Annotated in this window: 23 protein-coding genes; 9 read left to right on the forward strand and 14 right to left on the reverse strand. The window is 69.2% G+C overall.

Features of this window, described 5'->3' with window-relative positions; genetic code table 11:
• Positions 1–71: 71 nt before the first annotated feature.
• The 5 genes from HCA44_RS18660 to HCA44_RS18680 form a co-directional block, all read right to left on the reverse strand.
• Positions 72–977, reverse strand: a complete 906-nt coding sequence (locus tag HCA44_RS18660; RefSeq protein ID WP_169650824.1) for a decaprenyl-phosphate phosphoribosyltransferase — start codon at positions 975–977, stop codon at positions 72–74.
• Positions 974–1,492: a phosphatase PAP2 family protein gene (locus HCA44_RS18665; RefSeq protein ID WP_169650847.1), complete on the reverse strand. Its 519-nt coding sequence runs from the start codon at positions 1,490–1,492 to the stop codon at positions 974–976. Before HCA44_RS18665 ends, HCA44_RS18660 begins: the two co-directional genes overlap by 4 nt.
• Before the next feature lie 37 nt (positions 1,493–1,529).
• A complete protein-coding gene (locus HCA44_RS18670) occupies positions 1,530–3,443 on the reverse strand; it encodes a glycosyltransferase (protein ID WP_169650825.1) in 1,914 nt (637 codons plus the stop codon).
• On the reverse strand, positions 3,440–4,657 hold the full coding sequence (glf, locus tag HCA44_RS18675; RefSeq protein WP_169650848.1) for a UDP-galactopyranose mutase: 1,218 nt from the start codon (positions 4,655–4,657) through the stop codon (positions 3,440–3,442). The genes HCA44_RS18670 and glf overlap by 4 nt, the downstream gene beginning before the upstream one ends.
• Positions 4,658–4,733: 76 nt before the next feature.
• Complete coding sequence (locus HCA44_RS18680) at positions 4,734–5,495, reverse strand: TipAS antibiotic-recognition domain-containing protein (RefSeq protein ID WP_169650826.1); 762 nt, start codon at positions 5,493–5,495, stop codon at positions 4,734–4,736.
• A gap of 175 nt (positions 5,496–5,670) precedes the next feature.
• On the opposite strand from HCA44_RS18680, the gene HCA44_RS18685 reads away from it, so the two are divergent.
• Both HCA44_RS18685 and HCA44_RS18690 read left to right on the forward strand, forming a co-directional pair.
• Positions 5,671–6,621 carry a metal-dependent hydrolase gene (locus tag HCA44_RS18685; RefSeq protein WP_169650827.1) on the forward strand — a complete coding sequence of 317 codons (951 nt, stop codon included), beginning with the start codon at positions 5,671–5,673 and terminating at the stop codon, positions 6,619–6,621.
• Positions 6,621–7,793 (forward strand): hypothetical protein, encoded by a 1,173-nt coding sequence (locus HCA44_RS18690; protein ID WP_169650828.1) that lies wholly within the window; start codon positions 6,621–6,623, stop codon positions 7,791–7,793. Before HCA44_RS18685 ends, HCA44_RS18690 begins: the two co-directional genes overlap by 1 nt.
• Here HCA44_RS18690 and HCA44_RS18695 read toward each other — a convergent pair.
• Positions 7,751–9,400, reverse strand: a complete 1,650-nt coding sequence (locus tag HCA44_RS18695; protein WP_169650829.1) for a SpoIID/LytB domain-containing protein — start codon at positions 9,398–9,400, stop codon at positions 7,751–7,753. The genes HCA44_RS18690 and HCA44_RS18695 overlap by 43 nt on opposite strands.
• A gap of 353 nt (positions 9,401–9,753) precedes the next feature.
• Here HCA44_RS18695 and HCA44_RS18700 point away from each other — a divergent pair, with 353 nt between their 5' ends.
• Positions 9,754–11,772 carry an N-acetylmuramoyl-L-alanine amidase gene (locus HCA44_RS18700; RefSeq protein ID WP_169650830.1) on the forward strand — a complete coding sequence of 673 codons (2,019 nt, stop codon included), beginning with the start codon at positions 9,754–9,756 and terminating at the stop codon, positions 11,770–11,772.
• A 30-nt stretch (positions 11,773–11,802) separates the two neighbouring features.
• Here HCA44_RS18700 and HCA44_RS18705 read toward each other — a convergent pair whose 3' ends face one another.
• Together HCA44_RS18705 and HCA44_RS18710 are read right to left on the reverse strand one after the other, a co-directional pair.
• The gene (locus HCA44_RS18705) at positions 11,803–12,639 is read right to left on the reverse strand and encodes an HAD family hydrolase (protein WP_346764792.1); all 837 of its coding nucleotides are present in this window, start codon (positions 12,637–12,639) and stop codon (positions 11,803–11,805) included.
• 72 nt (positions 12,640–12,711) lie between these two features.
• Complete coding sequence (locus HCA44_RS18710) at positions 12,712–13,470, reverse strand: lysophospholipid acyltransferase family protein (protein ID WP_169650831.1); 759 nt, start codon at positions 13,468–13,470, stop codon at positions 12,712–12,714.
• Positions 13,471–13,555: 85 nt separating this feature from the next.
• Here HCA44_RS18710 and HCA44_RS18715 point away from each other — a divergent pair, with 85 nt between their 5' ends.
• Positions 13,556–14,419, forward strand: a complete 864-nt coding sequence (locus HCA44_RS18715; protein WP_206038355.1) for a hypothetical protein — start codon at positions 13,556–13,558, stop codon at positions 14,417–14,419.
• A gap of 110 nt (positions 14,420–14,529) precedes the next feature.
• Positions 14,530–16,107 carry an MBL fold metallo-hydrolase gene (locus HCA44_RS18720; RefSeq protein WP_169650832.1) on the forward strand — a complete coding sequence of 526 codons (1,578 nt, stop codon included), beginning with the start codon at positions 14,530–14,532 and terminating at the stop codon, positions 16,105–16,107.
• On the opposite strand, the gene HCA44_RS18725 is transcribed toward HCA44_RS18720, so the two are convergent.
• The 5 genes from HCA44_RS18725 to HCA44_RS18745 all read right to left on the reverse strand — a co-directional run bounded on the left by HCA44_RS18725 (position 16,104) and on the right by HCA44_RS18745 (position 19,967).
• Positions 16,104–17,237, reverse strand: coding sequence for an MFS transporter (locus HCA44_RS18725; protein WP_169650833.1), 1,134 nt, complete (start codon positions 17,235–17,237; stop codon positions 16,104–16,106). The two genes, HCA44_RS18720 and HCA44_RS18725, sit on opposite strands and share 4 nt — an antisense overlap.
• 116 nt (positions 17,238–17,353) lie before the next feature.
• Complete coding sequence (gene bfr, locus HCA44_RS18730) at positions 17,354–17,839, reverse strand: bacterioferritin (protein ID WP_169650834.1); 486 nt, start codon at positions 17,837–17,839, stop codon at positions 17,354–17,356.
• A gap of 135 nt (positions 17,840–17,974) precedes the next feature.
• Positions 17,975–18,157 (reverse strand): (2Fe-2S)-binding protein, encoded by a 183-nt coding sequence (locus tag HCA44_RS18735; protein WP_169650835.1) that lies wholly within the window; start codon positions 18,155–18,157, stop codon positions 17,975–17,977.
• 128 nt (positions 18,158–18,285) lie between these two features.
• Positions 18,286–19,545 (reverse strand): serine--tRNA ligase, encoded by a 1,260-nt coding sequence (gene serS, locus HCA44_RS18740; RefSeq protein WP_169650836.1) that lies wholly within the window; start codon positions 19,543–19,545, stop codon positions 18,286–18,288.
• A gap of 32 nt (positions 19,546–19,577) precedes the next feature.
• Positions 19,578–19,967 (reverse strand): ankyrin repeat domain-containing protein, encoded by a 390-nt coding sequence (locus tag HCA44_RS18745; RefSeq protein ID WP_240945650.1) that lies wholly within the window; start codon positions 19,965–19,967, stop codon positions 19,578–19,580.
• 184 nt (positions 19,968–20,151) lie between these two features.
• Between HCA44_RS18745 and HCA44_RS18750 the strand changes: the two genes are divergently transcribed.
• Positions 20,152–21,231, forward strand: coding sequence for a septum formation family protein (locus HCA44_RS18750; protein WP_169650851.1), 1,080 nt, complete (start codon positions 20,152–20,154; stop codon positions 21,229–21,231).
• A gap of 7 nt (positions 21,232–21,238) precedes the next feature.
• On the opposite strand, the gene HCA44_RS18755 is transcribed toward HCA44_RS18750, so the two are convergent.
• Entirely contained in the window at positions 21,239–21,883 is a 645-nt protein-coding gene (locus HCA44_RS18755) for a pyridoxamine 5'-phosphate oxidase family protein (protein WP_169650838.1), read from the reverse strand.
• Between the two features lie 72 nt (positions 21,884–21,955).
• Between HCA44_RS18755 and HCA44_RS18760 the strand changes: the two genes are divergently transcribed.
• The 3 genes from HCA44_RS18760 to HCA44_RS18770 form a co-directional block, all read left to right on the forward strand.
• Positions 21,956–22,315 (forward strand): metallopeptidase family protein, encoded by a 360-nt coding sequence (locus HCA44_RS18760; protein ID WP_240945640.1) that lies wholly within the window; start codon positions 21,956–21,958, stop codon positions 22,313–22,315.
• 170 nt (positions 22,316–22,485) lie between these two features.
• Complete coding sequence (locus HCA44_RS18765; protein ID WP_169650839.1) at positions 22,486–22,791, forward strand: PE family protein; 306 nt, start codon at positions 22,486–22,488, stop codon at positions 22,789–22,791.
• A gap of 64 nt (positions 22,792–22,855) precedes the next feature.
• Positions 22,856–23,795: PPE domain-containing protein (locus HCA44_RS18770; RefSeq protein WP_169650840.1), on the forward strand; the 940-nt coding region annotated here is incomplete at its 3' end.

Below are 23,795 nucleotides of genomic sequence, written 5' to 3' on the forward strand. Positions count from 1 at the left end.
CCCTGCGGGTGGTGTCGGTGGTGGCCGACTGTTCGTCGGCTCGGGAAGCCTGCCCGACTCGGGAAGCGTCCTCAGACGACGTAGACAGCGACACCCACGACTCCGACCCAGACGACCGCGAGAAGTTGGAGCACGCGGTCCTTGAACGCGATCTCCTCCGGTTCGCCCGCCTCGCCGCCGTCGACGTCGACGGCGTAGCGCAGGATCGCGATGGTGAACGGCACCATCGACAGGGCGTACCAGTTGGTGTTCTTCAAGTCGTCCTGCTCGAACGCCCACAGGCCGTAGCAGAGCACGACCGCGGTGGCCGCGAGCGTCCACACGAACCGCAGATAGGTCACCGTGTACTGCGCCAGGGCCTTGCGGATCTTCGCGCCGGTACGTTCGGACAACTGCAGTTCGGCATAGCGCTTGCCTGCTGCCATGAACAACGACCCGAATGCCATCACCAGCAGGAACCACTGGGACAGGTCGATCTCGGCGGCCACGCCGCCCGCGATCGCGCGGATCAGGAAGCCCGACGACACGATGCAGATGTCGAGAACGGCTTGATGCTTGAGGCCGAAGCAGTAGGCCAGCTGGATCGCGATGTACACGGCCATGACGACCGCGAGGTTCCAGTTCGCGAGGAACGACAGCGCGATCGAGGCGACCATCAGGCAGGCAGCGACGATGTACGCGAGGCGCGGCGGCACGATGCCCGCCGCGATCGGGCGGAACCTCTTCGTCGGATGCGCGCGGTCGGCTTCGACGTCCATCGCGTCGTTGACGAAGTAGATGCCGGACGCCGCGAGGCAGAACACGACGAATGCGAGCGCGACCCGCCACAGGACGTCACCGTCGGTGGCGCTGCCCGCGGCGATGGGCGCGGCCAGGACCAGGACGTTCTTGATCCACTGGCGCGGCCGAGCCTCCTTGATCAGCCCACCCACGAGCGTCTTGGGCGGTCCGGCGACCTCGGGGGCTTCCTCGCTCATTTGTCTCCACACTTCCGCTCGGCCTTCAGCACGACGGCCGCGGATGCGGCCCCCAGCGCCGAGCCCGCGAGCACGTCGGTCGGGTAGTGCACCCCCAGCACGAGCCGGGAAAGCAACATGGGCGGCACCAGCAACGCTGGCAAGGGTAGCCCGGTGAGCCTACCCATCAGCACCGCGGCGGCCGTCGTGGAGGTCGCGTGCGACGACGGGAAGCTCAGCCGGCTCGGCGTACCCACGTTGACCTGCACCGACGGGTGGCTCGGGCGGCGACGGCGCACGACGCGCTTGATCGCGATCGACGCCGCGTGGGCACCCACGGCGCCCACCCCGACCCCGATCCACTCGCGTCGCCGTGGCTTGTCGACGGCGGCACCGAGCGCCGAGATCGCCATCCAGCCGAGCGCATGCTCGCCGAAGTGCGACATGCCACGAGCCGCAGCGATCACGCCGGGCTTCGAGCCGATCGTCGACTGCACGGCTGCCAGCGCGCGCACCTCGGCACCGGGGACGGGCACGTCGAGCGCGTGCAGATCCGGACCGGGCACCGATTCGTCAGCGGACACCGAAGACACGTTCCCACCTCTCCTTGCTGGTCAGGTCGGGAGCCGCGTCCCGGTAGTGCTGCGCGACCTCGGGGAACCGCGCGAGCAGTTCGCGGCGCAGTTCGAGTGCGCGCTTGCCCAGCTCGAAGGCCTGCTTCGGGTTGCGCTTGCGGTAGACCACGCCGCGGCCGTCGGCGGTCGTGACGGTGACGCCGTCGATCTGCGACAGCAGGAACCACCGCGCATCGAGCGTCGGCACGTTGAGCTGCGGCTGCTCGAGATGCTGCGGCTTGGCCGGTCGCACCGCGTGCACCGCGGCCTTCGCGAGCCGTGCGATCTTTCCGATCGGGCCGCTCGGTTGGCCCACCGCGCCCACGTCGGCGCCCGACGGCAACGGCAGCTCGGTGGCCGACTTCAGCACGACGGCGTCCGGGAACTGCTTGCGCAGCGCGTGCACGTCGCCGAGCGCGGTGCCGAGTTGTTCAGCGATGTGCTCGGGGCCCGCAAGGTAGTCCTCGATCGCCTTGTTCTGGATCGCGACCGTCGAGTACTCGAGGCACAGCAGGTGCTTGAGTGTCGCCTTGACGCTGCTGACGACGACGCCTCGGATGCTCGACGGGAAGTGCAGCGACGCGACGACGAGGCGGTTGCGCAGGTGGAAGTACGCCTGCCAGTCGATCGCGTCGTCCTTGTCGGTCCACGCCATGTGCCAGATCGCGATGCCCGGCACCGTGACGGTCGGGTACCCCGCGGCCTTCGCGCGCAGCGCGAACTCCCAGTCGTCCCACTTGATGAACAGCGGCATCGGCAGGCCGATCTGTTCCGCGGCCTCGCGCGGGATCATGCACATCCACCAGCCGTTGCCGTCGACGTCGATGCGCCGGTGCAGGCCCTTCGAGTTGTCGCGGTCGCTGAGCGGGTACTTCGCGAAGTCGTGGTCGTACTCGGTGTTGGGCGCACCCGTCCACATGACGGCGCCGCGGTCGATGACCTCGCCCATCGTGTGCAGGTGACTGCGCTCCTGCAGGTTGAGCATCTGCCCGCCGACCAGCATCGGCGTCTTCGCGAATCGCGACATCGCGAGCGCGCGCAGGATCGCGTCCGGCTCGATCTCGATGTCGTCGTCCATGTACAGCACGTACGGGCTGTCGGTGGTCTTCAGCGCCTCGTACATGATGCGGCTGTAGCCGCCCGATCCGCCGAGATTCGGCTGGTCGTGGATCGCGAGACGGTCGCCGAGCGCCGCGGCGGCCTCCGCGTACCCGGGTTCGTCGACGACCTTGCGGTTGCCCTGGTCGGGCATGATCACCGCATCGATCACGTCCAGCACCAGCGGGTCCGACGCGAGCGCGGTGAGTGCCTTCACCGCGTCGGTCGGCCGGTTGAAGGTGGGGATGCCGACCGCGACGGAGCCGCGGCCCGGTGCCTCGCTCGGCGCGTACCAGCCGGCGGCCTCGAGCACGACCTCGGTGTCGGACGTGACGTCGAACCAGATCCAGCCGCCGTCCTCGAACGGGCCGAGGTCGACGACGAACTCGAGGTCCGCGTCGCCGTCCTCGAACTCGCGGCCGTCGACGTGGATGCGCGAGCCGTCGGCCTTCGAGCGGTACACGTCGACGCGGCAGTGCCCCGACATCGACAGTCGCAGCACGACCGAGTCGAGCGTGGTCCACCGGCGCCAGTAGCTCGCCGGGAAGGCATTGAAGTAGGTGCAGAACGACGCCTCGGACTCGGCGCCGATCGCGACCGACGTGCGCGACAGCGAGTGCGCACGGGTGCTGTTCGTCGACGATTCCTCGAGGTAGAGGCTGCGGACGTCGAGCGGCTCGCCCGGACGCGGCAGCAGCACGCGCTGCAGCAGCGCCTTGCCCACGAATTCGGGGGCGTCGGTCTCGTCGTCCTGCAACAGATGTCGGCCGCTCACTCGTCTCCTCCCGTCAGCGCGGCACCCGAGTCCAGGTGCGGCGCGAGGGTGTTGTCGAACATCGACAGCGCGCTCGCGATCGCCATGTGCATGTCCAGGTACTGGTACGTGCCGAGACGGCCGCCGAACAGGACCCGGTTCTCCGTGGTCTCGGCCTTCGCGCGGGCCCGGTAGGCCTGCAGCATCTCCCGGTCCTCGGGGGTGTTGATCGGGTAGTACGGCTCGTCGCCGCTCTCCGCGAATCGTGAGAACTCGCGCATGATCACGGTCTTGTCGGCCGGGTACTCGCGCTCGGGGTGGAAGTGACGGAACTCGTGGATGCGCGTGAACGGCACGTCGGCGTCGTTGTAGTTCATGACCGGGGTGCCCTGGAAGTCCCCGGTGCCCAGCACCTCGGTCTCGAAGTCGAGCGTGCGCCACCCGAGCTCGCCCTCCGAGTAGTCGAAGTAGCGGTCGAGCGGGCCCGTGTAGACGACGGGCGCGTCCGGGCTCTCGGCGCGCAGGTCGCCGCGGACCTCGAACCAGTCCGTGTTCAACCGGACCTCGATCTTCGGGTCCTTCGCCATGTTCTCGAGCCACGCCGTGTAGCCGTCGACCGGCAGACCCTCGTAGGTGTCGTTGAAGTATCGGTTGTCGAAGGTGTAGCGCACCGGCAGCCGCGTGATGTTGCCTGCAGGCAGGTTCTTCGGATCGGTCTGCCACTGCTTGGCCGTGTACCCCTTGAAGAACGCCTCGTAGAGCGGGCGACCGATCAAGCTGATCGCCTTCTCCTCGAAGTTCGACGCGTCCTTCGTGTCGAACTCGGCGGCCTGCTCGGCGATCAGCGCACGAGCCTCGTCGGGTGAGTGGGAGCGTCCGAAGAACTGGTTGATCAACCCCAGCCCCATCGGCAGCGGGTAGGCCTGCCCGTCGTAGAGCCCGAACACACGATGCTGGTAGCCGGTGAAGTCGGTGAACTGGTTCACGTAGTCCCACACACGCTTGTTCGACGTGTGGAACAGGTGCGCCCCGTACTTGTGGATCTCGATACCCGTCTGCGGCTCGGGCTCCGAGTACGCGTTGCCACCCAGGTGGTGACGGCGCTCGACCACCAGCACACGCTTGCCCGACTGCGTCGCAGCGCGCTCGGCGATGGTCAATCCGAAGAATCCCGATCCGACCACGATGAGGTCGTATCGGCCCGGGGCTGTGGTCTCAGGGGATGCGGTCACGATGAACCAGGGTAAGCGACTGTCGTCGGCGCGCGCTGTTCCGGTGGCCGTAGCGGACACGTCCGCGCTGGTCAACCCACTACGAGAGGTAGTTGAGGAGCGCGTCACGGACGAACCGCGCGCCGTCCCGACCGCCGTAGTTGGCGGCGAAGCGCTCGTCGTCGACGTACAGCTGGGCGAGACCGCGTACGTAGCCGGGATCGAGGCTCCCGTCGTCGGTGCGTGGGGTGCCGGGCACGCCGCCGAGCCACGCGAGGTGCCGCCCTGCGAGGGCGCGCGCCCGCTCGCCGTCGGCCGCGGCGCCGTCCGCGGCCGCCGCCGCCCAGTCCGCGGCCAGCGCGGCGGAGGCACGACGGAAGTCCGCCTGCTCACCCTCCCCCTTCGCGCTCCACCAGTCGTCGCCCGCGCGCCACGCGTCGGCGCCCCAGCGCTCGGTCACCTCGTCCTTGTACCTGCGATGGTCGAAGCCGTCGAAGCTCTGCTCGGCCATGAGCCGCTCACCTGACTTTCTCTTGCCGATCGTGGTGCGCACCGACTCGATCCGGCGAGCCAGTCGCCGCTGCTCGTGCTCGAGCAGCTCCAGGTGAGTGCCGAGTGCGTCGAGCTCGTCGCGTTCGCCCGCGAGCACCTCGCCGATCGCGTCGAGACGCAGACCCAGCTCGCGCAGAAGCAGGATGCGCTGCAATCGCACCAGCGCCGACGCGTCGTACCAGCGGTATCCGTTCGCGCCGAGCCTGCTCGGCTCCAGCAGCCCGACCTCGCCGTAGTACCGGAGCGTGCGGCTCGTGACACCCGACGCGGCGGCCAGCTCGGAGATCGACCATTCCTGTTCGCCACTCACGACGTCCAGCCTGCAACTTGACGTTGCGTCAATGTCAACCCGTCGCGCGCGTATCGGGCATTGCCATTCCGTGTGGCGCAGCTAACATACGGATCAGCAAACATACGTCCATACGGGCTCGCGTATGTTCGTCGCGCTCCGATGGACGAGACAGTCACCGACAGACGAGGTAGCCATGACCGAGCTTCACCCACGAAAGATGGACTTCGGCTTCGAGGACGCCGACGTCCCCTTCCTGTGGAATCCCGACAATCCCGCGTGGTCGAGCATGTCCAACGCCGTGTCGTTCCTCGCGATCGGCTTCGAGAAGATGATCGTCAAGGCGATCATGCAGGCCAAGCCGCAACTCGCCGCGTCGGGCGTCGCCGACGAGGCGATGGCGTTCATGCGGCAGGAAGGCCACCACTCGACCGCGCACCGCCAGCACGTCAAGGGCCTCATCAGGAGCTACCCCGGTCTGCAGAACACCCTCGACGCCGTGATCGGCGAATTCGACCTGCTCACCGAGGCGACGTCCCTGAACTACCGGCTCGCCTACACCGCCGACCTCGAGGCGACCTTCACCCCCGTCTTCAAACTCATGCTCGACCACGACGCGACCCTGTTCCGCCCGGGCGACGACCGCGTCGCGTCACTGTTCCTGTGGCACTTCGTCGAAGAGGTCGAGCACCGCAGCTCGGCGCTGATCATCTTCGACGCCCTCGTCGGCAATGAGCTGTACCGGATGCGCATGGCGCCCTCGATCTTCGCGCACGTCATGAAGGTCATCCGCATCGCGTGCGCCGGATTCAACCAGCACGTGCCGCTGAAGGAACGCAAGGTCGACTCGCTGTCGATGTTCGCGACACACCGCACGAAACAGCGCATCGTGACGGCCTTCGCGCCCTACCTGACGAAGGGGACGATGCCGCGGGCGTTCGACGGCCTGCCGCTCGGTGAGCAGTTGACGGCGCTGGCAGGCGTCGTCCGCAGCCAGATGCCGAGACACAAGCCCGCGCACGAAAAGCTGCCCGCCCTCGCAGGCGAGTGGTTCGCGAAGTACGACGAGGGCTACGACTGCACCCGCTGGTACACGGCAGGCACGAACGGCCGGGCTCGCGACGCCGTCGCGGCGGGAGGCAAGTGATGGCCGACCTCTGCACACCTACCTTCGACGAGCTGTCGACGGCGATGGGCTTCGCGTGCGACGAGGTCGGCGGCCTTGTCGCGGTCCGCAGCCCGTTCGGACTCGAGAACTGGACGCTGCCGGTGCTCGAGCTGACCATCGTGCTCGGGTCGCTGCTCGCGCTGGTCTACGCGATCGTGCGGGTGCGCAGGCACGGTGATCCCACCAACATCGTGCTGTGGTTCGGCGCCACCGCATTCCTGTTCGTCATCGAGCCGCCGCTGTACTTCCCGGATGCGTTCGGCATCGAGCAGCACGTCGACACGATGTTCGCGCACAACCTCTTCACCGTCGAGTTCCTGTGGGGACGGCTGCCGCTCTACATCGTCGCGATCTATCCGCTGATGGCGACGATCGCCTTCGAGATCGTCCGCATGCTCGGCGTGTTCCGCCGCTACGGAGTGATCCTCGGTGCGGTGTGCGTCGGCTTCGTGCATCACGCGTTCTACGAGATCTTCGACCACCTCGGACCCCAGTTGCGTTGGTGGGAATGGTCTCTCGACAACCCGATCAACCTGCCGTTCTTCGACGCGGTCCCGCTCCCGAGCGTCGTGGTGTTCGCCGCACTGTGGCCGATGTCGCTCGCGCTGTGCGTGCAGTTCTTCGTCGGCCGCCACGTCGACGCCGGAAGGCAGTTCTCCGCGGGCACGCTCGTGTGGCGGACCGTCGTGATCGGCCTGGCCGCGTCGGTCGGCGTGTTCGTCCTGCCCCTGCCCGCCACGGTGTTCGGCGCGGGCAGCGACACGGTCCGCGGCGTCCTGTACGCCGCCGAGCTGGCCGTGCTGTGTGTGGTCGCGGTCGTGATCCTCGCGCGGCAGTGGTCGCGGGCCCGGCGGGACACGCAGTCGCCCTACTCGAACGACTTCGTCCGCTGGTATGCCGTCGCCTATCTCGTCGTCATGGCAGGACTGTGGCTCAGTGCCCTTCCCGACTACTTCGGGGCGGTCGACGGAGTCACCGACAACGGCGATCCGATCGGCAGCCTCTGGTACACGATCGGCTGTTTCGCGATCGCGATCGCCTGCGTGGCGGCCACCTTCACGATCCCCCGGCGACCCGCCGCACCGGCGGACGGCCACACCGAGGCCGGTCAGCCGCCCGCAGGCACCTCGACCGCGTCGGCCACGGCCTGAGCGGTCTCGGCCACCCCGGCGCCCGCGGCGCCGTCGGACCCTGCGGCGGACGCGTCGGCCCCCTCGGCCGGCGCGTTCGCCGCTGCCGCACTGTCCGGGAGCCACTCGCGCAGCACACTCGCGTCGACCACCTGGGTGCCGAGAGCCTCGGTCCACACGATCACGCCACCGGTGTACAGCCGGAACACGCCCGCCTCGTTCGGCAGCATCATCTGCGGCCCGAGCGGCGCACCGAGCACGCTGTCGCGACCGCCGAGTTCGCGGTACTTCGCGTCGATCGGCGACGCGTCGACCTCGTTGCCCGGCGAGTTCAGGTCGGGCTCGGCGGGCGCCTCGGGCGGTGCGTCGGCCACGAGTCCCTCGGTGACGGAGAACCAGTCGGACTTCAGCTTCAGCTTCGAGCGCGCCTCGGTACCCGAGACGTCGGCGGTGCCGTCCGACCCGACGACGCGCAGGCCGGTGACGCGGCCGCCGTCGGCACCGAAGTTGTTGCGCGCGGTCACCTCCACCGTCTGCAGTTCGCCGACGCCGAATGCCGACGCGATGTCGCCCGCGGTGACGACGACGGACCAGTTGTGGGTCGGTGAGATCGCGTCCCCGAGGTCCTCGACGGGTGGGAACTCGCCGCCCGCGGTGTGCCCACCCGTCGACGCCGAGAACTCGGCGCGCACGGGCTTGCCGTCCTTCGCGAGGATCGCGCCGTGCGTCGAGCGCACCGCCTCGGTGGTGCGCGGGTCTTCCTTCGCGGTGCCGCTGTAGACCTGGCAGTCCTGCGTGTCGCACGTGCGCGCATACGCTTCGCGGTTCTCCGACGCGGCGTACGAGCGCGCCGCGATCGCCTGCGCACGCAGCGCTTCCGCGCCCCCGCTGTCGGCCCACTCGGCCTTCGACTCGGCGGGCACGACGCCGTACAGGTAGTCGTCGACGGCGAGCGCGTTGACGGTGCGCGCCGCGTCGCCGTCGAGTGCCACACCGAGCGACCCTCGGTACGCGGCGTCCGACCCGCACATCTTCAGGTGCTCGTTCGCGGGCCGATCGGGGCCGAGATCGATCGGATCGACCCACGGGTGGTCCGCCGCGCCCTGCCACAGCACCTCGCCGCCACAGCCCCTCGTCACGACGACGGCCGCTCCCCCGCCGGGCGTCGGAGTCAGCGTGACCGCCTCGCCCGGCCCGACCGGCTTGCCCGCGACGCCCGCGCCCGCGTCGGAGTAGACGGACAGCGGGCGGTCGTCGTTGCCGGTGAGTCGCACGCTCATCTGCGCGTCCTCGAGCGTCGCGAGCGTCGCGCCGCCGTAGTAGTGCGCGACGATGCGCTCGGCGGCCCAGCCGTCGTTCTTGGCGTAGCCGTACGCGCCCCACTGCCCCATGCCGCGTCCGTGACCGTTGCCGTGGCCGGTGATCGTGAACGGCGTGTCGGCCGCGACGGCCTGCTCGACGCCCGTCCCGGACGCCAGGACACCGGCAGCGGTGATGCCCGCGACCAGGGCCGGGATCGCCGCGAGCGCGACGACGGCGCGGCGCGAGTGCCTGCGCCCGCGTCCCGGGCCCGTGCGGGGCGGAAAGACAGCGCGGGCCCAGGCGGCGGAACGGTTCGTGTCTCGCATACGCACACTTCCCTGTTTCGGCGGTACTGCAGTCGGTCGGTGGGTCGAGGCAGGTCCGGGCCGCGTCCTCCACACGGGGCGGAGTGTCGTCGGCGCGACTTACTCGAGTTCGCAGGAACAAACCCTCAATCTCAGGTTGAGCGTTATGGTCTCCTGTGGCTAGTGTTGCACAGTGACCACAGATCATCACTTTGGTCACATGTGTCACTTCCGTAACACTGACCGCCCCGCGCAGTGCGGGGGCGGGTGTGCGGAGTTCGGCCTCCGGGAAGGGGTCGCAACGGCATCGGCGGGGCGCGCAGCGGCCCGCGGACACCTACGACTGACGACACCGACGACTGAGGAGAAACCCCGTGCCACACCGTCCGCCGAAACCCTCGCTCGTCCTCGGGGCGGTGGCCGCCGTCGCCGTCGCCGGGCCCCTCGCCGTGTACGGCTACGTGTCGTCCGGCCGCGACAGCGACGTCGCGACCACGCAGACGTCCGAGACGCAGACGGTGTCGACGGACCTCGCACAGGTCGCGCTCGCCCAGGTCCCCGACATGGTCATCCCCCTGAAGGATCTGACCGGGCTGAACCTGCCCGACCTCGACCTCGGCAAGCTGCGGGACCTGAAGCTTCCGTCGACGCTGAAGATCCCCAGCTCGGTTCCGCTGCCCGACGGCACCGACCTCACGATCCCGATCGCGCCGCTCACGCGTGGCGACGTGGCCGCGCCCGCACCGGACGCGGCGCCGGCACCGGACGAGATGGGTGCCGTGGTCAAGGAGGTCACGCGCGACACGCCGTTCAGCATGGTCGCGCTGACCTCGGACACGACGTCGTCGGCGGTCTCGAAGGTGCGAGCACAGCTCGAGGACGGCAGCTGGGGCCCGTGGTACTCGCCCGACGCGATAGACACCGGCCGCAACGACACCGCACCCGCCGAGGACAAGACGGCGACCGAACCCGTGTACGTCGGCGCGACGAAGGCCGTGCAGATCCTCACGCCCTCGCAGACGACGGGCGACGCGCCTGCCGCCGCCCCGGAGGCTGCGCCGGCCGACGCGCCCGCTCCCGCCGCACCCGCCGCAGCACCTGCCGACCAGGAGCTCGGTTACACCCCCGCTGCCTTCTCGACGCCGCTGCGCCAGCAGACCGGCGGCGGGCGCGACGTCACCGCGGTGCTGATCGACCCGGGGCAGGGCCCCGCGGACGGCTCGCTGTCCGACATCGCGACCCCGGCCGCGGGCGGCGCGGGCCCCAAGGTCATCTCACGCGGGCAGTGGGGCGCGGACGAGTCGATCCGATGCGAGGAACCGACCTACGACGACTTCCTCAGCGGCGCGGCCGTGCACCACACGGCAGGCAGCAACGACTACTCGAAGGCCGAGTCGGCGGGCATCGTCCGCTCGATCTACGCGTACCACGCGCAGACACTCGGCTGGTGCGATGTCGGCTACAACGTGCTCGTCGACAAGTACGGCCAGATCTTCGAGGGCCGCTTCGGTGGACTCGACCGGCCCGTGCAGGGCGCGCACGCCGGTGGCTTCAACGAGAACACGATGGGCATCGCGATGATGGGCGACTTCTCGACGACGTCGCCTCCTCAGGAGACGATCGACTCGGTCGGCAAGTTCCTCGGATGGCGGCTCGCGAAAGCCCGCCTCGATCCGCTGGGCAACACGAAGATGTGGTCCGAAGGCACCGAGTTCACGTTCTACCCGCAGGGCGCCGAGGCAAATGTGCCGGTCATCTTCGCGCACCGCGACGTCGGCAACACGAGCTGCCCGGGTGACGCGGCGTACTCACGGATGAACGAGATCCGGCAGATCGCGGCCGCGAACACCGGTGGTTCCTCGCTCGCGTCGGCGCCGGATCCGGGCCCCGCGCCTGCACCGTCGTCGCCGGGCACCGACGCCTCGGGCGTCGTTCCCGGCGAGAACCTGCCGGGGCTGGTGAGCGAGTTGGTTCGCCTCACCGACAACAACGTGATCGCACAGAAGTGGGTCGCCAACGGCGGCGACACCGGACCGCTCGGCGCGGCGCGCACGGGCCTGATGCCCGCGAAGGCCGGCTACCAGGGCGCGCAGTTCGTCAACGGGGCGATCTACACGTCGCCCAACGGCGGGACGTGGTCGATCCTCGGCGAGATCTACCGCGCGTGGCAGAAGTTCGGCGCCGACGCCGGCGAACTCGGCCTGCCGACGAGCGACGAGTACCCCGTGCCGAACGGCATGCGCGCCGACTTCGAGAACGGCTCGCTGATCTTCAACGAGCTCACGGGCGCGGTGACGCAGATCGTGAAGGCGTACAACGATGCGCACGAGGCGGCGGCGCCTCCCGCCGCACCCGCACCCGCGCCGGCTCCGGAGCCCGCACCGGCAGGCTGACGCGAGCCCTTCCTCGAGCGCTGGTGGTCTCTACGACCACCAGCGCTCGAGTACTTTCGCGACCCCGTCGTCCGAATTCGTGTCGGTCACCTCGTCGGCCGCGGCCTTCGCCTCGGGATGTGCGTTGCCGACCGCGACACCGTGCTGCGCGAGCGAGAGCATCGGGATGTCGTTCGGCATGTCGCCGAACGCGGTGACCGACGCCGCTTCGAGCCCTGTCACCTCCGCGAGACGGAGCAGCCCCGACGCCTTCGTGACGCCCGGCGCCGACAGCTCGACGAGACCGTTGTCGGTCGAGTACGTGATGTCCGCCTTGCCCGCGACGTGCGGTGCGAGCGCCTCGACCATCGAGTGGCTGGTGGCACCCGCGAGCCGCACGAGCAGCTTGACGGCCGGCGCGGCGAGCACCTCGTCGGACGACACCGCGGTGTCGTCCGGGTTGAGCCATGCGTGGCGGTAGTCGGGCGAGCTGACGAACTGCGGCGTCGCCGCGTCGTGCGCGCTGGCCCCGACGCGTTCGGCCGCGAGCCCCGCACCCGGCATGAGCGACGAGATCAGGTCCGACAGCCACACGAGAGTGTCGACGTCGAGCGTCGACGCGTCGAGCACGCGGTCGCTCGCGGGGTCGTAGAGCACCGCGCCGTTGGCACACACCGCGAGGGGTGCGTAGCCCAGACCGTCGACGACGGGCGCGATCCAGCGCGGCGGCCTGCCGGTGGCGAGCACGAACGGTGTGCCCGAGTCGACGACCGACAGCACCGCGTCGCGGGTGCGCGCGCTGATCCGCTCGCCGTGTCCGAGCAGCGTGCCGTCGACATCGGACGCCACGAGGCCGGGGCGGTCGGGCAGGGGAAGGCGGAAGGTCACCCGTCCATTCTGCCTGGCACCGTGACGGGGCCGACCGGCCCGCAGGTTCGGGCTCTCCGAGCAGGTGCGCCGCTACTCCTGCGGCGGCTGCCCGGAGCCGCGCCGTGCGGCGCGCTCGGCGATCTCCTCCGCGTCCATGCGATCGGCTTCCTCCAGGGTCGGCGCGCCGCCGCCGAGCTTGGCAGGCACCCAGTAGGCGCCCGCGGGGTGCTCGTAGTCGCGCTGCAGTTCGCCGAGCATGCGCTGCATCTCGCTGCGGACCTTCGCGGTGAGCTCGGACGCCGGTTCGAACGGCTCGATCGGCTCGCCGACCGCGATCGAGATGGGCGTGTTGGTGCGGCCGAGGCGCTTGGGGTAGCCCTTCGTCCACACGCGCTGCGCACCCCAGATGGTCATCGGCACGATCGGCACGCCCGCCTCGATCGCCATACGCGCCGCGCCCGACTTGAAGTCCTTGATCTCGAAACTGCGACTGATCGTCGCCTCGGGGTACACGCCGACGAGTTCGCCCTTGCGCAATGCGTCGACCGCGGCCCGGTACGACTCGGCCCCCGCCGCGCGGTCGACCGGAATGTGCTTGAGCGCCCGCATGATCGGGCCGGAGATCTTGTTGTCGAAGACTTCCTTCTTCGCCATGAACCGGACGTACCGCTTGGGCGTACGCACCGGCAGACCGGCGTACGTGAAATCCATGTATCCGGTGTGGTTGAGCGCGATGACGGCGCCGCCCTTCGCCGGGACGTTGTCGGCGCCGTGCACCGTGAACTTCAGTCCCTGGACGAAGAAGACGGTGCGGGCGATGCCGATGACGGTTCGGTACACGGGGTCCACAGTCGACCAGGGTAGCGGCTGCGACACGACATACCACACAGCAGTGGGCCCATTGTGATTCCCACCGCGGATAGCATGCGAGGCCATGAACCTCTCGTCGCGCAGGATCTCCCGCCGGTACCGCTCGCGTGCCGTCGTCGCCGCCCTCGCGATCGGCGCGCTCGCAGCGTCCGTGTCCGCGTGCGACGACGGCACGTCCGGATTGCCACAGGACAACGATCCCGCCGCCTCGGCGTCGACGAGCGCCGCGGACACCACGCCACCCACCACGACACGCGAGCCGGCCGCCGAGCGCATCGTCGTCGGCGCGGTGCCGGGCAACCCGGGCGCGACGCGGGCGGTGCAGGCGTGGGCCGACGACCTCGCGGCCGACCCGCAGCGCGCCGTGGAGCGCTGCTGGACGCAGCCGCCCAATCGCAGCATGTACGGGCAGATCGAGGCGATCCGGTCGGTCGTCGCCGCACCCGGGGTCGACGGCCAGTACGCCGTCACATGGTCCGACGGCACCACCTCGGTGTCGGCCAAGCGCAGCGAGATCGCGTCGGGTTACGCGTGCCCGAATGTGCACGCGGCGTCGAACACCGACTTCTACGGGCCCGCCGACGCCGAGTGGACGCTGCACCGCTATCTCTCACGGGAGACGGGCAGGCCCGTCGACCCGGCCGACACCGAGGACAGGTATCCGCTGGTGTGCCCGGGCAACAGCCCCTGGGACCCCGAGTCCACCGGCGCGGGCGGCGAGCCGCCGCTGAAGGCCGATCCGGACAGCGCGCCGCGCATCGCGTCGTTCGACACCGACGAGATGACCGTCACTCCCCTACGCGGCGACTACATGTCGATCGACGTGCCCGCCACCGACGTCGCAGGCAACTCCGGTGTCGCGACAGCGGTGCTGTCGATCGGGCCCGACGGCTACTGCATGGGCGAACTCACCCTCGCCCCTTCGTGAGCACTGCCCCTGTGAGCACTTGACGAGTCCAGGCACGCCGGTATCGCGCACAGGTGCGTTACGGGTCCGCCTACCCTGGTAGGCGTCGCATCACCGTAGGAGGCAGTCAAGTGCAGGTCACCAGCGTCGGCCACGCCGGATTCCACATCCAGACCGAAGCAGGGTCGATCCTGTGCGACCCGTGGGTCAATCCGGCCTACTTCGCGTCGTGGTTCCCGTTCCCCGACAACACGCAGCTGGACTGGGACGCCCTCGGCAACTGCGACTACCTGTACGTGTCGCACCTGCACAAGGACCACTTCGACCCGGAGAATCTCGCCGAACACGTCAACAAGGACGCGACGGTGCTGCTGCCGGACTATCCGGTCCCCGACCTCAAGCGTGAACTCGAGAAGCTCGGCTTCACCAAGTTCTTCGAGACCGAGGACTCGGTGCGGCACCGCATCGGCGGTGGACGCATCGCGGCCGCGACCGACGCTCCGCTCGGCCCCGGCGAACTCGACATCATGATCATCGCGCTGCGCGCGCCCGCCGACGGACCGATCGGCGACTCCGGCCTCGTCGTGTCCGACGGCGAGACCACCGTGTTCAACATGAACGACGCCCGCCCGGTCGACATGGACGTCCTGGCGGAGTTCGGACACATCGACATCCACCTGCTGCAGTACTCGGGCGCGATCTGGTACCCGATGGTCTACGACATCCCGAAGAAGACGAAGTCGAACTTCGGCAAGCAGAAGCGGCAGCGCGGCATGGACCGCGCACGCAGCTACATCGATCAGGTGGGGGCGACGTGGGTCGTCCCGTCCGCGGGCCCGCCGGTGTTCCTCGACGACGCGCTGCGCTATCTCAACGACGATCACGGCGACGAAGGCAACATCTTCCCCGACCAGATCACCTTCCTCGAGCAGATGCGACTCAACGGACACGACCGCGGGCTGCTGATGATCCCGGGTTCGACGGCCGACCTGAAGGCGGGCGAGCTCACGCTCACACACCCGGTCCCGGACGCCGAGGTGGACCGGATCTTCTCCGACAAGGCCGCCTACATCGAGGCGATGGCTCAGCGCATGGCGCCGGTCCTCGCCGCCGAGAAGGCGACGTGGGCTCCTGCCGAGGGCGAACCGCTGCTCGGCCCGCTCAAGGCGAAGTTCGAACCGATCATGGCGCAGTCCGATCTCGTCTGCGACGGCATCGGCTACCCCGTCGGGCTCGTGATGGGCGACGAGACGGTGGTCCTCGACTTCCCGAATCGCACCGTGCGTGAGCCGCTCGAGAAGGAAGGCAAGTACCGCTACGGCTTCCGCATCGCACCCGAGCTCGTGCGCACCGTGCTACGCGACGACGAGCCCGACTGGGTCAACTCCATCTTCCTGTCGACGCGATTCGAGGCATGGCGCATCGGCGGCTACAACGAGTTCCTCTACACCTTCTTCAAATGCCTGACCGACGAGCGCATCGCCTACGCCGACGGCTGGTTCGCCGAAGCACACGACGACGACGCGTCGGTCGAGCTCGGTGGTTACGAGATGCAGCGACGCTGCCCGCACCTGAAGGCGGACCTGTCGAAATTCGGTGTCGTCGAGGGCACGAACCTCACGTGCAACCTCCACGGCTGGCAGTGGGATCTCGAGACCGGCCGCTGCAAGACGTCGAAGGGCCACGAGCTGCGCGTGCGCAAGGTCTAGCCACGGGTGGGCCGGCGCGCGGCAAGCAGGGCCGTCGCCGGCAGGGGGGCTGCGAGCAGCGCGACGAGCACGGTGGTCGACACCGCGACGGAGCCCGCCGCGAACGTGGCGTAGACGCCGACCGAGAGCATCTCGGTGCCGAACCCGGTGACGCTCGCGACGGTGGCACGGGAGTCACCGTCGATGACATCCTGCAGCCGTGCTTCGGCCACGATCCATGCATTGTGGACGATCCCGTAACCGGCACCGAGCAGCGCGAAACCCGCATATCCGCCCAGCAGTGCCCCGGTGGCGAGCAGGACCGCCGCTGCCACGAGCGCGGCGGCGGCGGTGCGCGGCGTCGCGTATGCCGTCCATCCCGCCGTCCCGGCACCGATCATCTGCCCGACGACCGTGAGCGCGACGAGCAGTGGGACCTGCGCCGTGGGTGCGCCGTGCTCGTGCGCGACGACCGGGAAGTACTCGTCGTACACGAGGAAGGCGCCGAGCGCTGCCGTCAGGAGCACCCGGCGGCGCACTCCACGGCGCCGTGCGATCTGCCGTACCCCCGCACCGAACACCCGGTCGAGCGACCGGACCGCTACCGGCCGACGCGCCCGCGTGGTCGACGGAAAGGCCACTGCGAGTGCCGCATTCGCGGCAGCCACGGCAACACTCACCCAGCCGACGACCGGATACCCGCCGAGCGCATGGAGCGGGCCCGCTGCGGCCGTCGCGACCAGCACACCCGCCATCGAACCGGCCTGCGCCCAGCCGGACACCGCGGCATACCGGTCGGCGGCACCGCGCTCGTCGAGAGCGTCGTACACGAGGGCCTCGAATGTGCCCGACTGCAGCGCGCCCGCGACGCCCCACACCACGAACCCGGTGGCGAATCCTGCCGTCGACGGCCATACGAGCCACGTGGCGAAGGCGACGGCACACAGGAGGGACGACGCCGCGAGCAGCAACCGGCGCGACACGACGTCCGCGAGAGTTCCCGACGGGATCTCCGCGACGAAGGCCGTGACCGACCACAGCGCGAAGAGCATCGACAGTTCGGCACCACCGACGCCGTGGTCGGTGAACAACAGCGCGTAGACGCCGTAGAGCGGGATCAGCTCACGGGTGGACAGCCACACGACCGCCACGGTCGAGAGGCGACGCGTGGAGGATCAACATCGACGAGGCATGCATCCAGTATGGCCCGCGTCCGCGCCCAGGACCAGCCTGTTCGCGGCGGAGCCGGACGTGGAAAGCGTGGCGGTCAGCCGACGGTGGGTGGTGTCGCGACGGCCTTCGCCATGTAGAGCTGCAGACCCAGCTTCTCGATGAGTTCGAGCTGAGTCTCGAGGTAGTCGATGTGGCCTTCCTCGTCCTTGAGGATGGACTCGAGCAGCTTGGCGGACGTGATGTCGCCCTTGTCGCGGCACATCTTGATGCCGGGCCGCAGCCGGTCGACCACTTCGAGTTCGATCGCGAGGTCCGAGCGGAACTGCTCGGGGAGGTCCTGACCGATACGCAGCGGCAGAATCCGCTGGTAGTTGGGCAGTGCCTCGAGGAACAGGATGCGATCGGTGAGGATCTCGGCGTGCGTCATCTCTTCGATGGATTCTTCACGCGTCTTGTCCGCGAGCTCGGTGAATCCCCAGTTCGCCTGCATCTTCGAGTGCAGAAAATACTGATTGATGGCAGTGAGCTCGCTCGTGAGCTGCTCGTTGAGTAGATCGATGACTTCCTGGTCGCCGCGCATGGCTCCTCCGATCGCCCGTGTCTGGGGCGACCGTAACACCCATCACACTCACACGCAGCGCAAAGACGCACATCGGCCGGAGCCGACGGCGCACAGCGCTCTGTCGTGTGCTGCCGTGGTGGATGTGTGGAGTTGTCAGGCGGCGCTGCGCCCGAGTGCGGACCTTTCGACGAGGAGCTCGTTCAACCGATCGACGCATGTGCCGCAGCCCCAGCCGGCGCCGCAGCGTTCGCCGATCGCATCTGCGCTGTCGCAGCCGTCGCTCATGTGCTCGTGAACCTCGGACTCGGTGATCGCCCTGCAGATGCACACGAACATGACACGAACTCCTTACAACAACGCGAGATTAGGTAAGGGTTACATCATTTCTCACGCGATGCAAGGGTACCCTTGCCAAAAGTTTCACTTCGGGGGCATGCGACAAGCGTCAGAGCTTGCGCAGCAGCTCAGGGCTTGCGCAGCACCTCGACACCGACGAACGGCCGCAGCGCCTCGGGCACGACGACGGAGCCGTCGGCCTGCTGGTGGTTCTCGAGGATCGCGACGAGCCAGCGGGTGGTGGCCAGGGTGCCGTTGAGGGTGGCGGCGGTCTGCGGCTTCCCGTTCTCGTCGCGGTAGCGCACGCCGAGGCGGCGGGCCTGGAAGGTGGTGCAGTTCGACGTCGACGTCAGCTCACGGTAGGTCTGCTGGGTAGGCACCCACGCTTCGCAGTCGAACTTGCGCGCGGCCGACGAACCGAGGTCGCCGCCCGCGACGTCGATCACGCGGTACGGGACGTCGATCGCGGCGAGCATGTCGCGTTCCCAGCCGAGGAGTCGCTGGTGCTCGGCGTCGGCGTCCTCGGGCCGGCAGTAGGTGAACATCTCGACCTTGTCGAACTGGTGCACACGGATGATGCCGCGCGTGTCCTTGCCGTAGCTGCCCGCTTCGCGGCGGAAGCACGACGACCAGCCGACGTACCGCTTCGGACCCGTCGCGAGGTCGATGATCTCGCCCGAGTGATACCCGGCGAGCGGCACCTCCGACGTACCGACGAGATACAGGTCGTCCTCTTCGAGGTGGTAGATCTCGTCCGAGTGCGCACCGAGGAAACCGGTGCCCGCCATGACCTCGGGCCGCACGAGCACGGGCGGGATCATGAGGGTGAAGCCGTTCGCGATCGCCTTCTGCGCCGCGAGCTGCAGCATGCCGAGCTGGAGCATCGCGCCGTAGCCGGTGAGGAAGTAGAACCGCGCGCCCGACACCTTCGCGCCGCGTTCCATGTCGAGCAGGCCGAGCGACTCGCCCAGTTCGAGATGGTCCTTGGGTTCGAAGTCGAACGACGGCACCTCGCCGACCGTCTCGAGCGTGACGAAGTCGTCCTCGCCGCCCGCGGGCGCGCCTGCCTGCACGATGTTCGAGATGGCGCGGTGGGCCGTGTCGAGCGCGGCCTGCGCCGTGTTCTGCTCGGCCTCGGCGGCCTTGACCTTCGCCGCGAGCTCCTTCGACCCTTCGAGCAGCGCGGGCCGCTCGTCGGGCGACGCCTGACCGACCTTCTTGCCGAAAGCCTTCTGCTCGGCGCGCAGCCGGTCGCCCTCGGCGACCGCGGCACGGCGCGCGGAGTCGGCCTCGAGCAGCACGTCGACCAGCGCGGGATCTTCACCACGGGTGCGCTGCGACTCGCGGACGACGTCGGGATTCTCACGGACGAACTTGAGGTCGATCACGTGTCGAACCCTACCCGGCGCACGCTGGGCGACTACGAGGGTTCGGTGCGCTCCCCGGTCTCGGGATCGACACCGAACAGCGGAAGCAGATCTTCGCGCCCGAACATGCGCGCCGTGTCGACCGCGGTCGGATGGCCCGCGTACGGATCGGCGCCCGCCCTCGCGAGGACGCGCACGACGTCGTCCTCACCCTTGAACAGGGCACCGGCGACGGGCGCCTGGCCGCGGTCGTTGAGGCGATCGACGTCGGCGCCCCGGTCGACGAGCGCCTGCACGACGTCGGTACGGCCGTGATAGGCCGCGAGCATCAGCAGGCTGTCGCCCTTGTCGTTGCACAGATCCACCGGGACTCCGGCGTCGACGTACGCCGCGAGCGTGACGGCGTCGCCGTTTCTGGCCGCCTCGAACAGGCGCGCGGCCAGTTCCTCGACGCCGTGCTCGTCGGTGCCGTCGGCCTCGGAAGGCTCGGGTCGCGGGGCGTCGGACGAACCGGGCCGCGGGGCGTCGGACGATGTGCTCACCGACACGAAATTACCTCCCCGGACGCGTCCTCGCGCCGCGACGCGCACGAGCGGGTGTCGCCGACCCGGCCACCCGACAGGCATGATGGAGGCGATGTCCGAGGAGAAACCCCAGCCGTCGCGCAGGCGTCCGCCGCCGCGCACGCTGTCGGCGCGCACCACGCGCCGTGCCCTGATCGCCGTCGCGGTCGGCGCCGTCGTGGCCGCAATCGCGACGATCGCGATCGCGGGCGGCTTCGGCGACAACGACAACCTGCGTCAGAACGCCGCGCCGGGCAGCGGGTCGTCACGCGGCGACAGCGAGTTCGCCGCCGCGCAACAGGGCGACTGCCTGAACTGGACGCCGTCGGACGACCCCGCCGAGGACCGACAGGACGTCGCGATCGTCGACTGCTCGGAGGAGCATCTGTTCGAGGTCGTCGCGCCGCTGGATCTGAGTGTCTACCCGGGCGCGGAGTTCGGTCCCGGTTCCCGGTTCCCGGGTTCGCTGCGGTTCGCGTCCATCCGGGACGAACACTGCGTCGGCGCGGTCGAGGACTACCTCGGCGGCCGGTTCGACCCGCACGGCAAGTACAGCGTCGGTCTCATGTTCCCGAGCGAACAGGGTTGGGCCGACGGCGATCGCACGTTGCGCTGCGGCCTGCAGTTCTCGAGTACGACGGGGACGCTGCTGCCGTCCACCGGCTCGGTGCGCGAATCCGACCAGTCGAACGTGTGGCCGCCGGGTACGTGTATCGGAATCAACCAGAACGTGCCGAGCGACCCCGTGGACTGCGCCGAGTCGCACGCGTACGAGGTGATCTCGACTGTCGACATGGGCACCCATTTCACCGGCGGGATGCCGTCGGTCGAGGACCAGGACGCGTTCCTCAAGGACGTGTGCACACAAGCGTCGAACGAGTATCTCGGCGCGGCCGACGCGCTGCGCAACAAGACATTGACACTGTTCTGGGACAACCTCGACCTCGACAGCTGGCTCGCGGGCAGCAGGCAGATCAACTGTTCGGTCGGCAAGGAACTCGACACCGGCGGTTTCGCCTCGATCACCGGCAGCGCGAAGGGCGACATCCTGATCAACGGCGAGGCCCCTGTGCCGCCGCCCCCGGTCGGCGAGGGCCGCGCCACGCCCGTGCCGCTGCCCGGCGCCGCACCCATCGGCGGCTGACTCCTCGTCAGCGCCCGCGGTACATACTCTCGGCGTAGCCGGGCCCGGTGTAGTACTCCTCGAGTTCGGCGAGCGACGCGTCCGGTGCGAACGCCTTCGCGATCTGCGCGGGTGACGGCAGGCCCTCGACGTTCCACGACTCGGGCTCCCACGCGCGCGAACGCATGAACGCCTTCGAGCAGTGGAAGAACACCTGCTGCACCTCGATCTCCAGCGCGAGCGACGGGCGGTGGCCCTTCACGACGCATCGATCGAAGTACGACGCGTCGCGCACGATGCGCGCCCGGCCGTTGATGCGAAGCGTGTCGCCGCGGCCCGGGACGAGCCACAGCGTCGCGACACGCGGGTCGGTCAGCACATTGTGGAAGCCGTCCATGCGCTTGTTGCCGGGCCGTTCGGGCACGGCGAGGTGCGTCTCGTCGAGCACGTGCGCGAATCCCGGTGGGTCGCCCTTCGGCGAGACGTCCATGTTGCCGTCGGCGTCGCACGTCGCGATCATCGCGAGCGGGGAGCGTGCGAGGAACTCGAGATGCATGGCGGACAGCGCGGGCCGGGTCTTGCCCTTCGCCCGCTCGGTCGGCTCGCCGACGAGTGCGCGCAACTCCGCGGCATCGGTGACCACATGTCCGTCCATACCGCCCGCTCCGTCCATGCCGCTCAGTCTGGCAGGGCGGCATGATGGACGGCGACCCGGTTTTCCGTCGAGAAGAGGACGAGCACACCCATGCCCGAGCATCGTGTCCACATGACGCCGGAGCGGTTCGACGAGCTCGTCGGCGAGGCGCTCGACCTCATCCCCGGCCCGCTCGCGTCCGCGATCGACAACGTCGTGGTCCTCGTGGACGACCGCGACGACGAGGATCCGCATCTGCTCGGGCTCTACCACGGTGTCGCGCTCACGGAACGGGACAGCCACTATGCAGGTTCGCTGCCCGATACCATTACGATCTACCGGGACGCCCTGCTCGACATCTGCAGCACCGAAGAGGAGGTCGTCCACGAGGTGGCGGTCACGGTCATCCACGAGGTTGCGCACTACTTCGGGATCGACGAAGATCGCCTGCACGAGCTCGGGTGGGGATGATGGTTCTCCACGTGCCGCGTGGCGCCGCATCGCATGATCGTGGTGCGTCACCGTGTGACGTCGTGGGGGCGGGGGAACCGAAGAGCACGTAACTGCGTCAGTTCATGTGCACGTGTTGTCGCGGGGGGAGCACACCACTCCGACCCGCCGGGTGGGAGGAGTCGCACGACATGCCGATTTTGCAGGTACATCCGGAGGCGCTCGTCGCTGCCGCCGTGGAACTCGATCTTCTCGCGGCGCGACTCGAGACCGCGGTCGCCACCGCCACTCCGGCATTGCGTCCCCTCCCCTCGGGCAGCGAAGAGGTGTCGGTGCTCACCGCGCGCTATTTCCACACGGTCGCTGCATCCTTCGCGCCCGCGTCCGCGCAGGCGATCGCCGAGCTGCGCGCCACCGCCGACACGCTCCGCAGGCAGGCTGCCCAGTACGCAGCCCAGGACGCCGTCACCGGCGCCAACCTGTCGGCACAGATGTGACCGTCCGCCGCGCGGCCGCAGCAGTCACGATCAGCTCGCACACCACTTCCTGGGGGAGAACACCATGACCATGGGATTGACCGGCGTCATCTGGCTGCCGCGTGGCGCCACCGTCAACTCGACCACGCTCAGCGCGGGTGCCGGCCCGGTGCCGCTCAGCACCGCGAGCGCGGCGTGGACCGGTCTCGCCACCGCATTCGCCGACGCCAATGCGACATTGCTGCGCGTCACGGCAGAACTGGGTGTGGGCTGGCAGGGCGTGGCCGCCGCCGCGGCGATCGCGAAGATCACACCGTTCACGTTGTGGACCGCGGAGTGCGCCGAGGTCGCCGCCGACACCGCCACCAAGGCGGGCCTGCAGGCCACCGCGTACACGACGGCGCAGCTCGTGATGCCGAGTCTGCCCGAGATCGTCGCGGTCAAGACCGCGAAGACCACCGCGTACAGCACGGGCGGCGCGCTCAACGGCACCGCCGCCGCGGCCGAGGCGGCCGACCGCGCGATGGACATCCGTGCGGGCATCGTCATGGAGAGCTACGAGGCCGCGTCGAACATCCTCGCGGTGCAGCGCACCTTCCGCACACCTCCGCGCATCGTCACCACGCCCGACGGCGACTCGGACTCGTCGGACTTCGACGAGCTGTCCGACTGGGAGCGCGACCCGATCAAGGCCGCGTCGGCCGCAGCCATGGCCGCAGGCCAGAACCCGGCGGTCACGACGGCCGCGTCGCAGGCTTCCCAGGTCGCGGGTACCACGGTGTCCACCGCCACGTCGGCGGCCACCAACATCGGGTCGGCCGCGGCCAGCGCAGCGAGCGGCAACTCGATGTCGGCGCTCGGCGGTGCCGCGCCCATGCTCGGCGGGCTCGGCGGCGCGGCGGGCGCCGCCTCGACGAGCGCCGCGGGTGCCCGCTCCGGCGCGGTGGCCGGTGTCACGACCGGCGTCATCGGTGCACCTGCTGCGGCGCCCGAAGGCTGGGGCCGCGGCGCCGCGGGCGCACCCG

The organism is Rhodococcus sp. HNM0569, from assembly GCF_012726205.1.
Taxonomy (GTDB): domain Bacteria; phylum Actinomycetota; class Actinomycetes; order Mycobacteriales; family Mycobacteriaceae; genus Rhodococcus_F.

Bases quoted from the DNA above. Each gene is read 5' to 3' on its own strand.
- HCA44_RS18715 (WP_206038355.1), top strand. From the start codon at position 13,556: ATGAACCTCTCGTCGCGCAGGATCTCCCGCCGGTACCGCTCGCGTGCC.
- HCA44_RS18685 (WP_169650827.1), top strand. From the start codon at position 5,671: ATGACCGAGCTTCACCCACGAAAGATGGACTTCGGCTTCGAGGACGCC.
- HCA44_RS18755 (WP_169650838.1), bottom strand. From the start codon at position 21,883: ATGGACGGAGCGGGCGGTATGGACGGACATGTGGTCACCGATGCCGCG.
- bfr (WP_169650834.1), bottom strand. From the start codon at position 17,839: ATGCGCGGCGACCAGGAAGTCATCGATCTACTCAACGAGCAGCTCACG.
- HCA44_RS18695 (WP_169650829.1), bottom strand. From the start codon at position 9,400: ATGCGAGACACGAACCGTTCCGCCGCCTGGGCCCGCGCTGTCTTTCCG.
- HCA44_RS18765 (WP_169650839.1), top strand. From the start codon at position 22,486: ATGCCGATTTTGCAGGTACATCCGGAGGCGCTCGTCGCTGCCGCCGTG.
- HCA44_RS18660 (WP_169650824.1), bottom strand. From the start codon at position 977: ATGAGCGAGGAAGCCCCCGAGGTCGCCGGACCGCCCAAGACGCTCGTG.
- HCA44_RS18735 (WP_169650835.1), bottom strand. From the start codon at position 18,157: ATGTTCGTGTGCATCTGCAGGGCGATCACCGAGTCCGAGGTTCACGAG.
- HCA44_RS18760 (WP_240945640.1), top strand. From the start codon at position 21,956: ATGCCCGAGCATCGTGTCCACATGACGCCGGAGCGGTTCGACGAGCTC.
- HCA44_RS18750 (WP_169650851.1), top strand. From the start codon at position 20,152: ATGGAGGCGATGTCCGAGGAGAAACCCCAGCCGTCGCGCAGGCGTCCG.
- HCA44_RS18690 (WP_169650828.1), top strand. From the start codon at position 6,621: ATGGCCGACCTCTGCACACCTACCTTCGACGAGCTGTCGACGGCGATG.